This is a genomic window from Arthrobacter sp. Ld5, assembly GCF_051172775.1.
Lineage (GTDB): Bacteria > Actinomycetota > Actinomycetes > Actinomycetales > Micrococcaceae > Arthrobacter_D.
On sequence record NZ_JBPKBO010000014.1, the window covers coordinates 14,218 to 27,199 of the forward strand.

The 12,982-nt window shown below is 72.1% G+C and carries 13 protein-coding genes; 2 read left to right on the plus strand and 11 right to left on the minus strand.

Features of this window, described 5'->3' with window-relative positions:
* Positions 1-18: 18 nt before the first annotated feature.
* The 7 genes from ACSGDB_RS04380 to ACSGDB_RS04410 form a co-directional block, all read right to left on the minus strand.
* Positions 19-1,236, minus strand: a complete 1,218-nt coding sequence (locus ACSGDB_RS04380) for a pyridoxal phosphate-dependent aminotransferase (protein WP_434993152.1) — start codon at positions 1,234-1,236, stop codon at positions 19-21.
* Positions 1,237-1,324: 88 nt separating this feature from the next.
* On the minus strand, positions 1,325-2,293 hold the full coding sequence (locus ACSGDB_RS04385; RefSeq protein WP_434993155.1) for a glycine betaine ABC transporter substrate-binding protein: 969 nt from the start codon (positions 2,291-2,293) through the stop codon (positions 1,325-1,327).
* Positions 2,290-3,036, minus strand: a complete 747-nt coding sequence (locus ACSGDB_RS04390; protein WP_434993157.1) for an ABC transporter permease — start codon at positions 3,034-3,036, stop codon at positions 2,290-2,292. Before ACSGDB_RS04390 ends, ACSGDB_RS04385 begins: the two co-directional genes overlap by 4 nt.
* Positions 3,036-3,731 carry an ABC transporter permease gene (locus tag ACSGDB_RS04395; RefSeq protein WP_434993159.1) on the minus strand — a complete coding sequence of 232 codons (696 nt, stop codon included), beginning with the start codon at positions 3,729-3,731 and terminating at the stop codon, positions 3,036-3,038. The genes ACSGDB_RS04390 and ACSGDB_RS04395 overlap by 1 nt, the downstream gene beginning before the upstream one ends.
* Before the next feature lie 2 nt (positions 3,732-3,733).
* The gene (locus ACSGDB_RS04400; protein WP_434993161.1) at positions 3,734-4,885 is read right to left on the minus strand and encodes an ABC transporter ATP-binding protein; all 1,152 of its coding nucleotides are present in this window, start codon (positions 4,883-4,885) and stop codon (positions 3,734-3,736) included.
* A 187-nt stretch (positions 4,886-5,072) separates the two neighbouring features.
* Positions 5,073-6,026 (minus strand): N-acetylglucosamine kinase, encoded by a 954-nt coding sequence (locus tag ACSGDB_RS04405; RefSeq protein ID WP_434993163.1) that lies wholly within the window; start codon positions 6,024-6,026, stop codon positions 5,073-5,075.
* Positions 6,027-6,079: 53 nt separating this feature from the next.
* Positions 6,080-7,321, minus strand: a complete 1,242-nt coding sequence (locus tag ACSGDB_RS04410) for an MFS transporter (RefSeq protein ID WP_434993164.1) — start codon at positions 7,319-7,321, stop codon at positions 6,080-6,082.
* A 167-nt stretch (positions 7,322-7,488) separates the two neighbouring features.
* Between ACSGDB_RS04410 and ACSGDB_RS04415 the strand changes: the two genes are divergently transcribed.
* Together ACSGDB_RS04415 and ACSGDB_RS04420 are read left to right on the plus strand one after the other, a co-directional pair.
* Positions 7,489-7,971, plus strand: coding sequence for an Lrp/AsnC family transcriptional regulator (locus ACSGDB_RS04415; protein WP_434993555.1), 483 nt, complete (start codon positions 7,489-7,491; stop codon positions 7,969-7,971).
* Positions 7,972-8,004: 33 nt separating this feature from the next.
* On the plus strand, positions 8,005-8,883 hold the full coding sequence (locus ACSGDB_RS04420) for a metal-dependent hydrolase (RefSeq protein ID WP_434993165.1): 879 nt from the start codon (positions 8,005-8,007) through the stop codon (positions 8,881-8,883).
* A 16-nt stretch (positions 8,884-8,899) separates the two neighbouring features.
* Here ACSGDB_RS04420 and ACSGDB_RS04425 read toward each other — a convergent pair whose 3' ends face one another.
* The 4 genes from ACSGDB_RS04425 to galU all read right to left on the minus strand — a co-directional run bounded on the left by ACSGDB_RS04425 (position 8,900) and on the right by galU (position 12,957).
* Entirely contained in the window at positions 8,900-10,189 is a 1,290-nt protein-coding gene (locus tag ACSGDB_RS04425) for an aminoglycoside phosphotransferase family protein (RefSeq protein WP_434993166.1), read from the minus strand.
* Positions 10,190-10,252: 63 nt separating this feature from the next.
* Positions 10,253-11,302 carry a hypothetical protein gene (locus ACSGDB_RS04430; RefSeq protein ID WP_434993168.1) on the minus strand — a complete coding sequence of 350 codons (1,050 nt, stop codon included), beginning with the start codon at positions 11,300-11,302 and terminating at the stop codon, positions 10,253-10,255.
* Positions 11,303-11,424: 122 nt separating this feature from the next.
* The gene (locus ACSGDB_RS04435; RefSeq protein WP_434993169.1) at positions 11,425-12,048 is read right to left on the minus strand and encodes a GNAT family N-acetyltransferase; all 624 of its coding nucleotides are present in this window, start codon (positions 12,046-12,048) and stop codon (positions 11,425-11,427) included.
* Positions 12,049-12,054: 6 nt separating this feature from the next.
* Positions 12,055-12,957 (minus strand): UTP--glucose-1-phosphate uridylyltransferase GalU, encoded by a 903-nt coding sequence (gene galU, locus ACSGDB_RS04440; RefSeq protein ID WP_434993171.1) that lies wholly within the window; start codon positions 12,955-12,957, stop codon positions 12,055-12,057.
* Positions 12,958-12,982: the final 25 nt, after the last annotated feature.

A 12,982-nucleotide genomic window follows, 5' to 3' on the forward strand; every position in this document is an offset into this window, starting at 1 on the left:
CGGATGGGGCGGAACTGATCAGGGCTTGTAGGTGGACAGGAAGTCCGCGAGGCGCCCGATGGCGTCCTCGATCACCTCGACGCTCGGCAGCGTCACCATGCGGAAGTGGTCGGTGTTGACCCAGTTGAAGGCGCTGCCGTGCGAGATGAGGATCTTCTGCTGCTTGAGGAGGTCCAGGGCGAACTTCTCGTCGTCCTTGATCGGGTAGACCTCGGGGTCGAGCCGGGGGAAGAGGTACAGGGCGCCCTGCGCCACTTCGCAGCTCACGCCGTCGATCGCGTTGAGCATCTGCGCGGCCTTGTCGCGCTGCTGGCGCAGGCGCCCGCCGGGCAGGATGAGGTCGTTGATGCTCTGGTGTCCGCCGAGCGCGGTCTGGATGGCGTGCTGCGCCGGGACGTTCGCGCACAGGCGCATGTTGGCGAGGAGGTTGATGCCCTCGATGTAGTCGGCGGCATCGCGCTTGGGCCCGGAGATGGCCATCCAGCCGCTGCGGAAGCCGGCGATCCGGTACGCCTTCGACAGGCCGCTGAACGTCAGGCACAGGACGTCGTCGCCGGTCACCGAGGCGGCGTTGATGTGGACGGCGTCACCGTAGAGGATCTTCTCGTAGATCTCGTCGGCGAACACGATGAGTCCGTGCTCGCGCGCCAGCCGCACGATGCCCTCGAGGATGCTTTGTGGGTACACCGCCCCGGTGGGGTTGTTCGGGTTGATCAGCACGATGCCCTTGGTGTTGGGCGTGATCTTGGCCGCGATGTCGTCGAGGTCCGGCCACCAGTGGTTGTCCTCGTCGCAGAGGTAGTGGACGGGCGTGCCGCTCGCCAGTGCCACGGACGCGGTCCAGAGAGGGTAGTCCGGGGTCGGGATGAGCACCTCGTCGCCCGCGTTCAGCAGGGCCTGCATGGACAGCGTGATGAGTTCGCTGACGCCGTTGCCGAGGTACACGTCGTCGACGTCGATCGACTGGATGCCGCGGCTCTGGTAGTACTGCACGACGGCGGTGCGCGCGGAGAAGATGCCGCGGGAGTCGCTGTACCCCTGGGCCTCCGGAAGATTACGGATCATGTCGACGAGGATGGCGTCGGGCGCCTCGAAACCGAACGGCGCGGGGTTGCCGATGTTGAGCTTGAGGATGCGGTGGCCCTGGGCCTCCATGGTCATGGCGTGTTCGAGCAGCGGTCCCCTGATGTCGTAGAGGACGTTCTGGAGTTTGCCGGACTGCTTGTAGGTGGCCATTTCTTCAGGATGCCACAGCAGGGGCCCACCGCGTGGCATGACGATGCCGTGCGGTGGGCCCCTGCCGGGTGGAGCAGCCTGCCGGAGGTCAGCCGGCGAGGCCCTTGTCGGCGAGCCAGTCGGCTGCCGCGTCCGCGGGGTTCCGCTTCTCCTCACCGCTGACCTCGCGGTTCAGGGCGAGCAGGTCATCGGTGGTCAGCTGGGCCGACACCTCGTTCAGGACGTTCCGCGCGTCCTCGTTCACCGTGTCGGCGTTGATGAGCGGGAGCACCTGCTGCGCGATGAAGTTGTTCTCCGGGTCCTCGAGGACCACGAGGTCGTTGTCGTCGATCGACGGCGTCGTCGTGTAGATGTCCGCGGCCTGCACGGTGTCGTCCAGGAGGGCGTTCAGCGTGATGTCCCCGCCGCCGTCGTTGATGGCCTCGAAGCCGCCGGGCTCGCAGTCGTACTTCGCCTTCAGGCCGGGCAGGCCGTAGGCACGCTCCTGGAACGTGCTGGGCGCACCGATGGTGATCTCGTCGCAGACCTCCGCGAGGTCCGCGATCGAGGTGAGGCCGTACTTCTCGGCTGTCGCCGCGGTCACCACGAGGGCGTCCTTGCTCTCGGCCTCCGAGGGCTTGAGCACGGTGAGGTCCACGTCGGGCGACTTCGCGGACAGGGCGTCCGGGAGCGCAGCGTAGATGTCCTCGGCCGATTCGGCGGTCGCCTCGGGGTCGGCGAAGAGCAGCAGGTTGCCGCTGTAGTCGGGGATGATGTCGACCGAGCCGTCCTCGAGGGCCGTGTAGTAGATCTCCCGCGATCCGATGTTGAGCTTGGTGGTGGCCTCGACACCGGCGGCGTTCAGCGCCCCGGCGTAGATCTCGGCGACGATCTGGCTCTCGGGGAAATCGGCCGAACCGATCACGACGGACCCGCCGTCCGCTGCAGCCGATTCCTGGGGTTCCCCCTGAGGGTCGCTGTTCGCACCGCAGGCAGTCAACGCCAGCGCGGCCGTCAGGCCGCCAGCCAGTCCCATCAAAGCGCGCCGTCGGGCGCGTCGTACTGACAGGTTCTTCATGTTGTTCCTCCTTGTGCACTGGCGACGGCCTTCTGCCGGCCAGATCCTTGGGTCCTCACCCGGTCCGGGGTCCGGAGCCCGGGTGAGATGACGATTCTCTGCAGCAGTGCCATGAGCAGATCGACGGCGATCGCCAGGACTGTGATGACCACGGCACCGCCGAAGAGGCGCCCGTAGTCGGCGAGCTGGGTGCCCTCGACGAGGTACACGCCGAGCCCGCCGAGGTTGATGAACGCGACGACGGCGACGGTGGCGATGACCTGCAGGAGGGCGGCACGCACGCCCCCGAGGATCACCGGGAGCCCGTTCGGCACCTCCACCCGCAGCAGGATCTGCCGTTCCCCCATGCCCATGCTCCGCGCGGAGTCCACCACGGAGCGGTCCACCGAGGAGATCCCGGCGTAGATGCCGCTGAGCAGGGGCGGGACGGCGAGCAGCACGAGGGCCCAGATGGGCGGCATGAGGCCGAGGCCGGCGAGCAGCACGAACAGGAAGACCAGCCCGAGCGTCGGCAGGGCGCGGAGGATGCCGACGCCGGAGACGATCATGATGCGCCCGCGGCCCGTGTGGCCCACGTAGAGGCCGATCGGGACGGCGATCGCCAGGGCGATGAGCATGGTCAGGCCCGTGTAGCCGAGGTGCTCGGCGACCCGCACCGGGATGCCGCGGTCGCCCTCCCAGTTGGCGGGAGCGGTCAGCCACTGCCACATCTGGACGAACAGGTTGTCACTCGTGTATTCCATCAGGCACCCGCCACCTTCGCCTCGAGGGACTCGATCTCCGCGTCCTGCGCACCACGGGCGCCGACCGTCCGCGTCCAGGGCGTCAGGAGCCGTTCCGCGAGCACGAGCAGGAGGTCCATCACGAGGGCGAGCAGCAGGATGATGATGATCCCGACGGCGATCTCGGTGGGGAAGGACCGGAACAGCCCGTCCGTGAACAGGGTCCCGAGGCTCGGGACGCCGATCAGCGCGCCGACGCTGACGAGCGAGATGTTGGTGACGGAGACCACGCGGAGCCCGGCGAACAGCACGGGCAGCGAGAGCGGGAGGTCCACGGCCAGGAAGCGCCGCACGGGCCTGTAGCCCATGGCGACGGCGGCCTGCCGGACCCCGTCGTCGATCGAGTTCAGGGCGTCGAGCGTGGCACGCACGAGCAGCGAGAAGGCGTAGATCGCGAGCGCGACGATGACGTTGACGGGGTCGATGACCCGGGTTCCCAGCACCACGGGCAGGAACACGAACATCGCCAGGGAGGGGATGGTGTACAGGATGGAGGACCCGGTCAGCAGGACGGAGCCCACGACGGCGTTGAGCCGCGCGAACTGGGCGACGGGCACCGCCACGATCAGCCCGAGCAGCAGCGGCACGATGGCCTGGACGAGGTGCAGGCGCGTGTGCAGCCAGACGAAGTCGAGGTTTGCGAGGAACCAGTCCATGCTCAGACCGCCGTGTTGTGGTCGGCGCGGCCCCGGACGAGCCGTGCGGCCTCGATGAGTTCGAAGACCTCGGCCGCATGGACTACGCCGACGGCGCGGCCGTCGTCGTCGACCGTCACGCCCTGGCCCGAGGGTGAGGAGAGCGCCGCGTCCAGGGCGCGGCGGAGGGTGTCGCCGCGCGTGTAGAGGGAGCCCCCGGGGACGGCGTCGGCCTGCCGGGTGATGCCGTCGCGGGTGGCCTGCGGCACCCATCCGTGGGGGCGGCCGTCGGCGTCGACCAGCAGCGTCCACGGCGAGCGCACCGACACCGTCGGATCGGCGAGCTGCCCGACCTCGATCGTCTCGACGGGGTGGATCGTGACGCCCGCCCCCGGCTGGAAGGACAGGTGGCGGAAACCGCGGTCGCGCCCCACGAACCCGGCCACGAAGTCGTCGACGGGGGCACGGAGGATCTCCTCGGGGGCGGCGTACTGAGCGAGGCGGCCACCGACGGCGAAGACGGCCACCTTGTCGCCGAGGACCGTCGCCTCGTCGATGTCGTGGGTGACGAAGACGATGGTCTTCGCGAGGTCCCGCTGCAGACGCAGCAGTTCCTCCTGCAGTTCCGCGCGGACCACGGGGTCGACGGCGCTGAAGGGCTCGTCCATGAGGAGGACGGGCGGGTCTGCCGCGAGCGCCCGGGCGACGCCCACGCGCTGCTGCTGCCCGCCGGAGAGCTGCGCGGGATACCGGTTTCCGAGCTCGTGGGCGAGACCGACGACGGCGAGGAGCTCCTGCGCGCGTGTGCGCGCCTCGGCCTTCCGGACGCCGTTCAGGCGCGGGACCGTCGCGATGTTGTCGAGGACGGACCGGTGCGGCAGGAGGCCCGAGGACTGCATGACGTAGCCCATCGACCGGCGCAGCTCGGAGGCCTTCTGCTCGGAGATGTCCTTGCCGTCCACGAGGATCCGGCCCGACGTCGGCTCCACCATCCGGTTGATCATGCGCAGCGAGGTGGTCTTGCCGCACCCCGAGGGGCCCACGAACACGGTGATCTTCCCGCGCTCGATCCCCATGGTGAGGTCGTCGACCGCGGGGCGGCCGCCGTCGTAGGTCTTGGTGACGGAACGGAATTCGATCTGGTGCCGGGGGCCGGCCTGCTCGGGGGAGGTCATGGCAGCGGTGCCTTTCGTGGCAGGAGCGTCTCGGCCGGGCTGCGCCCGCGGGACCGCCCTAGCGGTTCCGGCTTGCCGTCTGGTATGTCGCCGCGCGGGACGCGCAGCTGTCAGTTCAAGCTGTCGGAGGTTCCGAGTCTAACTGTGCGTTCGGAGCAGACAAGGGCGCGGGTGGGTGGCGCGTGCGTCACATCAGGAACCGGACGCCCATCACGGGGTCCTCGTGGAGGATCACGAGATCGGTGATGCCCTCCTCCGCGAGGCGCGCCCCGAGCCGCTCCTGCAGGGCCGGCTGGTGCATGGCGAGTCCGCCGCCCAGCACCACGGGCCCGGGTACCCCGATCACGGACGCCACGTCGAGGACGAGGCGCGTGAGGTCGGCGGCCGCGCGGTCGAGGATGGCCGCGGCGTCCGGGGCGCCGTCGCGTGCGGCGTCGAACACGGCGCGGGACTGTGCCGCCCAGTACGTGCGCCCGGCGCCGGAGTGGAACAGGCCGATGAGTTCGGTGGGCGTGTCCACGCCGTTGAGGGCGAGGACCGCGGCGTCGAGGGCGTCCGGGGCCTGCCCGGTGTCGTACCGGTGCAGGGCACGGCGGACGGCCTCGCGGGCCACCCAGTACCCGCTCCCCTCGTCGCCGAGGAGGTATCCCCAGCCACCGGAGCGGGCCTCGCGGCCGTCGGAGGTGGTTCCCCACGCGACGGAGCCGGTGCCCGCGATGACGGCGATGCCCGTGTGCGCCCCTCCCGCGGCGAGGATGAGCCGGGTGTCGTGCACGACGTCGACGGCGGCCCGGGGCGCGGAGGCCGCGATCAGGGCGCGGAGGCGGTCGGCGTCGGCCGGGGTGTCCACGCCCCCGGAACCGGCGATGACCCGGCTGACCTCGTCCGCGCCGGCGGCGGCGTCGGCCAGGAGGTCCCGGAACAGCGCGCGGAGGCTGGCGGCGGCGTCGTCCGGGGTCACGTTCTGGACGTTGGCGCTTCCCGCCTTCGCCTCGGCGACGAGCCGCCCGCCGCGCCAGAGCGCGCCGTGCGTCTTCGACCCGCCGATGTCGAGGCCGATCACGAGGGGCGCCGGCCCGGCGTCCGCTCCGCTGTCGACGGCGGGCGGGTGGGCGACGGAGGGTGCGGGGGTCTCGGACATGCCTCCAGCCTACAAACGGGGCGGCCGGGGGCCGCGCCGGCCTCCGCCCCGCGTCAGCGCGGCGTCCTGGACCGGAGGATCAGCGAGCCCCCGGCCAGCACGCCGCACACCGCGCTCACGGCCAGGGCGAACACGGTGACGGCGGCGTTGAGGCCCCAGACCCCCGCGGCGGCACCGAGGCCGAGGACGGGGACGGCGCTGCCGAGGTAGGTGATGACGTAGACGGCGCTGACGGTCTGCGCGTGCAGGGCCGGGTCCACCTTCACCGACACCTCGTTGAAGACCACTCGGAAGGCCATGCCCTGCCCGACGCCGGCGAGGACGCAGGCCGCGACGAGCAGGAGCAGGCTCCCGGTGGCTTCCGCCACGGGCAGGAGGCCCACGCCCAGCGCCATGCCGGCGAGGCCCGCCGGGACCACGAACCGCCCCCGGGGCGAGACCAGTTGGCTGACGGCGGAGGAGCCGAGCACGAGCGCGGCGAGGAGGCCGATCACCGGGCGGGAGGTCGTCCCGGCGATGCCCGCGAACCAGGTGGGGGCGAGGCTCAGGGTGAACCCGAACACCGCGAAGCTGAGGAACCCGACGGAGGACGCCGTCCAGAAGGAACGGCGCGCCTCCTTCGACACCGCCGGTCTGCGCGGCCGCAGGACGGCCAGGGGCTTCCCGACCAGGACCGGCTTGATCGCCGGACGGGCACGGAGCAGCACGAGGGGGACGAGGAGGCTCCCGAGCACGACGAGGTACACGACGAAGGGGGTCCTCGTCGGCGCGGGCAGGAGCGAGAGCAGGCCGCCGATCACGGGGCCGGCGGCGACCCCGCCGGCGGAGGCCATGAGCGTGAACCGGGATGCCCAGTCCGGGCGGGTGGGGAGCAGGTCGCGGAGCGCGGCGGCACTGGCGCCGGTGGCGAGGGCGACGGCGCCGCCCTGGAGCATGCGCCCGGCGGCGAGCATGGGCAGCGAGGTGGCGGCGGCGAACAGCGCGGCACCGACGAGTCCGAGGACGACGGCGAGGACGAGGGCTGCACGCCGTCCGATATGGTCCGACCAGTGCCCGGCGTGGACGAGTCCGCCGATCAGGGCCACGACGTAGGACGCGAACGCCACGGTGACGGCGAAGGGCGAGAGCCCGAGGTCGGCCTGGATGAGCGGGTAGAGCGGGGTCGCGAGGTTGGCGCCGATCAGGAGGGTCGAGATCACGGTCACGGCCAGCACGAGCCGGACGGCGAGCGACGCGTCCCACCGGCGGCTCCCGATCGCCGCCGGCCTCATCCGCAGCTCGTCGATGACGCTCATCCCACCACTTTTCCTCGCTCGTACGCGTCGAACGGACGCTTCGCCGGGTACGCTCGTGCACGACCCCCTCAAGGATGGGGTGGATTGACCGCAGTGCGCCGTCGTGGCGTGGCGATTTGATCGTCGTGCGCAACACGGCCCGTGCCGACTGATGGGATGTGAGCGTCGTGACCAAGCTGGACAACCTCGACCTGCGGCTGCTGCTGGCGCTGGTGAGGGACCCCCGCGCGCAGGTCAGCGAACTGAGCGAGCTGCTCGGGGTGGCCCGCAACACGGCGCAGACCCGCCTCCGCAGGCTCCTGCGGGCCGGGACGCTGCGTCGCAGCGGACGCGAACTGGACCTGGAGGCGCTCGGCTACGACGTCGTCGCCTTCATCACCATCGAGGTGTCCCACCGTGAGCTGGACGGCGTCATCGCCGGGCTCCGCACCCTCAGCCAGGTGCTCGAGGTGCACGAGATCTCCGGCCGGGGCGACGTCTGGTGCAGGGTCGCGGCCACCGACACCCACAACCTCCAGGCCGCGCTGCGATCCGTCCTGCGGATCCGGGGCGTCATCCGCACCGAGACCGTCCTCGCTTTGCACGAGCACATCCCCTACCGCACCGAACCCCTGCTCGAGCGGCTCGCCCAGCGACCCGCGGACACCTGAGCGACGCCGGACCGCACCACGACGAGGAGACCCATGACCCTGCCCACCACCGACACCCACGTCACCTATCCGGGTGGAGCCACCGAGGCGGCCACGCGCGTGCTGCACGTCGAACCCCGGGACGGACGGTACGCCGTCCTGCTGGAGACCACGGCGTTCCACCCCGTGGACCACGCCTGGCCGGACCAGGGCGCGGACCGGGGCGACCTCCGGATCGGCACCCGGCACTGGCCCGTGACGGACTGCGTCGTCGGCGCGACCGACGGCACGACGCTGTACCTCGGGGTGGAGTCCCCCGTCCGCAAGGGCACCGAGGGGTGGGCCTCCGTCGTCGTGCACCTGATCGAGGGCGGAGACGGTGACGGTCCGGCGGAGGGCGACGACGTCGTCGCCCGGGTCGATGCCGTCCATCGCGCCGCCGTCTCGGCCGGGCACACCGGATGCCACCTCGCCTCGCTCGCACTGAACCGGGCGCTGGCCGACCGCTGGAAGAAGGACGTGGCTCCGGACGCCCTCGGCGCGCCGAACTTCGACGCCCTGGCCATCGACACGACGGTCATCGGCGAGTTCGGGTCCCTGGACCGCTACCGCCTCGGCAAGTCCCTCCGGCGGAAGGGTTTCTCCGTCGAGGGCCTCGACCCGGAGGCGGTGGCCGCGGCGGTCGACGCCACGCTCGCGGAATGGACGGCCACCGGGGCACCGATCCGCATCGAGGCGGACGGCGGCGGGCTCACCGACCGGCGCCGCTGGGTCTGCGACCTGCCCGGGGAACGCGCGGAGATCCCCTGCGGCGGCACGCACCTGACCTCCCTGGCCGGCGTGGACGTCACCGTGCGGCTGGAACTCTTTGACGCGGACGGGACACCGGTCCTGCAGATGCGCACGCGGGTGGGTGTCTTCGCCCCGGACTGAGGGTCTCCCCGTCGCGTCAGGCGCCGCCGGACCGGAGCCGCCGCGCCTCGGCCAGGAACTGCTCGGCGACCTCCAGGCGGGACACGGCCTCGGACGCGCCGCTCCGGCCGGAGGCGCCACCCGCTGCGCCCGGCCGGCCCTCCCCCCGGCGTCGCGCCCCGGCGACGAGCGTCAGGCTGACGGCGGCAGCGCGGCTCCTGAGCGCCATCGGGTCCACGCGGCGGTCGAAGGCCCGCAGGAAGCGCAGGAGGGCCTGCGGGACCTGGGCGTAGCCGGCGTGGAGGGCGGGCAGGACGGCGAGATGCCCGAGGAAGCAGGCGAGGTCGTCCACGAGGTGTCCCGGTCCGAGCGCGTCGACGTCGAGGAGCCCGGACACCGATCCGTCCGCGATCAGGAGGTTCCCCTCGTAGAAGTCCCCGTGCGTCGGTACGAGGGGGCCGCCGTCGCTGGAGCGGACCACGGCGTCGATGTCCGCGGCGAGGCGGCGGATGCGCTCTGCCTGCCCCGGCAGCGCCGCCACGGCGCCCTCCCCGTAGTCGCGGATCCGAGCCGCCCAGGGCGGGCGCGCGGGCAGCGCGAGGACCTCGGCCGGCAGCGCCGCGAGGACCCGCAGCAGGGCGTCGGGCTCGACGCCGTCCGCGCCGTCGTGCATGAGGAGGTCCGCGAGCGGCGTCCCGGGAGCCGCGTGCATGGCGACGACGTCCCGGACCGGCTCGGCGGCGAGGGCGGGGGCGGGCACTCCGGCGGCTCGCAGCATCCGGTGCCGGTCGGCGAGCGGAGCCGCCCGCCCCTGCCGGAGCACCTTGAGGTAGCGGCGCTCGTCCCCGTTCCGGGCCAGCACCACGGCCCGGCGCAACGGCCGGTAACTCCTCAGCTCCAGCTGCGTCGCCGCGGCCGTGTAGCCGGGCCCGAACGCGAACGGGGTGGCGGCCGCGGGATCGAGGGCCGCGGGAAGCCCCGGCAGGAGCGGGTCATCCGGGTGCACCCACGCCGAGAGGGTGTCGGCCCCGCGCCGGTGGAGCACGGTGACCCCGCGCGGAGGGCGCGGGAGCGGACAGGAGGTGATGCACGCGTGCGTGGGTGCGGGGCCCGACCCGCCGGGGGATGCACCGGCCGGCGCGACCTCGACGGAGTACAGGCCCGTGGCCCCGACCCCGGGCCTGTGGTGCAGGGCGACGAGCTGCCAGGCACGCAGCTCCCACCCCGCCGTGGCGAGGGGACGCCGCAGGAGGTCTTCCGGCGCATCCGAGCCCAGGAGCGCGATGGCGTCCTGTTCCCGGGCGGTGTGGGCGTCCCGTGCCCTCATGCGCTGCCCGGCGGGACCCTGCGGGTGCAGTTCCGCGGTGCCATCGGGGTGGTCCCGGGTCCGTCAGGCGCGGCGGCGCTGCAGCACGTCGTCGAGGTTGATGCGGCCCGTCGCCGGAGCCGCGTCGTGCGCGGGCGAGTCGGCGCGGGTGTCGGGGGTGCCGGCGTCAGCGGCGTCGGCACCCGCGGCAGCCCGGGCGGCGGCCTCCGAGGCCTTGATGGGCATCCTGGATGCGGCCTTCGGCGCCTCCGGGAGGTCCAGGGGTGCGGGGGCGTGACGTTCCGCCTTCGCCGCATCGACGTACGTGGGCCGGGGCAGCTCGACGGGCGCCCAGACCGTGGAGCCCGTCCGCTTCACGCCCGCCACGCTCGACCCGACGGGCCCGGCCTGCGACGTGGCCCGCCCGCTGTCGGCGGGCTCCCCGTCGCCGACGTCGACGGCGGACGAGCCGTGGGCGCCGGCGAGGGCGGACGAGCCGTGGGCGCCGGCGAGGGCGGCGGTCCTCCGTTCCATCGCGGTGAGGGGGCGCACGGGGGTCTCCTCGGCGTCGAACAGGACGGTCGGGCGCTTCGGTGCGGCCACGGGAGCGGGCTCCACCGCTACCGGTGCGGAGGGTGCTGCAGGGAGTGATTCCCGGGCGGGGCCCATGGCTTCGGCGAAGGCGCGGTTCACGCGGTCCCGGCGGGCGCGTACGGCCAGCAGCCGCAGGACGGCGACGGACGCGACCGTCCCCGCGAGGCACGCCAGCGGGACGAGGAAGGACACCACGCCGAGCGCGCCGAGCACGAGGGTCGCCAGCGTGCCGGTGAGGCACAGCAGGCCGGCAAGGGCGACGGCGATGCGCCCCCACCGGGGCGTGAAGGTCCGGTGACCGGACGTCGTCGTGCCGGTCCTGACCACGACGGCTCCGGGTGTCGTCCCGGGCGTACCCGGGCTGGTGTCCGGGTGGCGTGCATCGTCCTGCGGCGCGGTCATCGTCATCATGCTCCCCCCGGGACGGCGCGTCCCGGTACTCGGCGTCCAGCGTCTGATCCCGGCGACCGCCGGGGTGGTCCGGCCGAGGACGGACGGCGCTACCCACACCAGCCACATACCGACGATTGCTGCGAGCACCAACGAACTATCCAGGGAGAAGACCACACTCAGAACGGTAGAAGCACATGCTCTCCGGCTTCGGCATTCAGGAGGGCGTGTCGGCGGATGATATGCCGTCGCCGGCATCCACACCCCCTGCGCTACCCCGGCGGCCGGCTCTCGAGCCACGGGCCGAGCAGGCCCCGGGGCACGTCCTCGGTGGTCAGGGCGAAGCTCCTGTGATCAGCCCACTGCCCGGCGATGTGCAGGAAGCGGGAGCGCAGGCCCTCATCGCGGAAGCGCAGCTTCTCCACCACGCGCAGGCTCGCCCGGTTCTCGGGGCGGATGTTGATCTCCATCCGGTGGAGCCCGAGGTCCCTGAAGCAGTAGTCGGTGGCCAGCGCCACGGCCGTCGGAGCGATCCCCCGACCGGCCCGCTCGGCGTCGACCCAGTACCCGAGCGTGGCCGTCATCGCCGAGCCCCACGTGATCCCCGACACCGTCAGCTGTCCCACGAGGCGTGCGTCGCGCGATCCCGGCTGCTGCTCGGTGATGAGGAACGGCAGCGCCACGCCCGCCCGCGCCTGGGAGGTCAGGGCGCGCACCATCTGGTGGTAGGTGGGCAGGAGACCGTCAGGCGCGGGATTGGAGGCCTCCCAGGGCGCGAGCCAGGCGGCGTTGCGATGCCGCAACGCCGTCCAGACTGCCTTGTCCCGGTGGCGGATGGGCCTCAGGACCAGCGATCCGGTCCTGAGGGTCACGGGCCAGCTGGCTGCCGACCACATCCCGGACTAGTCCGGGATGTTCTTGCTGAAGTCCTTGACCCAGGCGCGGAGCTCAGGGCCGAGATCCTCACGCTCGGAGGCGAGGGTCACCACGGCCTTCAGGTAGCTCAGCTTGTCGCCCGTGTCGTACCGGCGGCCGCGGAACACGACACCGTAGACACCGGACCCCTCGCCGTCGGCGCTCGCGAGGGTCTGCAGCGCGTCGGTCAGCTGGATCTCGCCGCCGCGGCCCGGCTCGGTGGTCTCGAGGACGTCGAACACGCGGGGGTGCAGGACGTAGCGGCCGATCACGGCCAGATTGGACGGGGCGTCCTCGACGGCGGGCTTCTCGACGAGGTGGTTCACGCGCACGTGCCCCTCGCCGTCGATCTCGGTGATGTCCGCGCAGCCGTACGCGCTGATCTGCTGGGGATCCACCTCGATGAGGGCGATGACGGAGCCGCCGGTCTTCTCCTGCACCTCGATCATGGTCTCGAGCAGGGGATCGCGCTCGTCGATCAGGTCGTCGCCGAGCAGGACGGCGAACGGCTCGTTGTTGACGTGCAGCCGGGCGCGCAGCACCGCGTGGCCGAGACCCTTCGGGTCGCCCTGGCGCAGGTAGTGGATGTCCCCGAGCTCCGAGGGGCGGCGCACGGCAGCCAGCTTGTCGTGATCGCCCTTGTCCTCGAGGGTCTGCTCGATGAAGGGCACGCGGTCGAAGTGGTCCTCGAGGGCGCGCTTGTTGCGCCCGGTGATCATCAGGACGTCGGACAGCCCGGCGTCCACGGCCTCCTGCACCACGTACTGGATGGCCGGCTTGTCGACGACCGGGAGCATCTCCTTCGGCATCGCCTTGGTAGCGGGAAGGAAGCGGGTTCCCAGCCCGGCCGCAGGGATGACGGCCTTGGTCACACGTGATCGCGAAGTCATGGAACCCACAGTACAGAATGGGCCC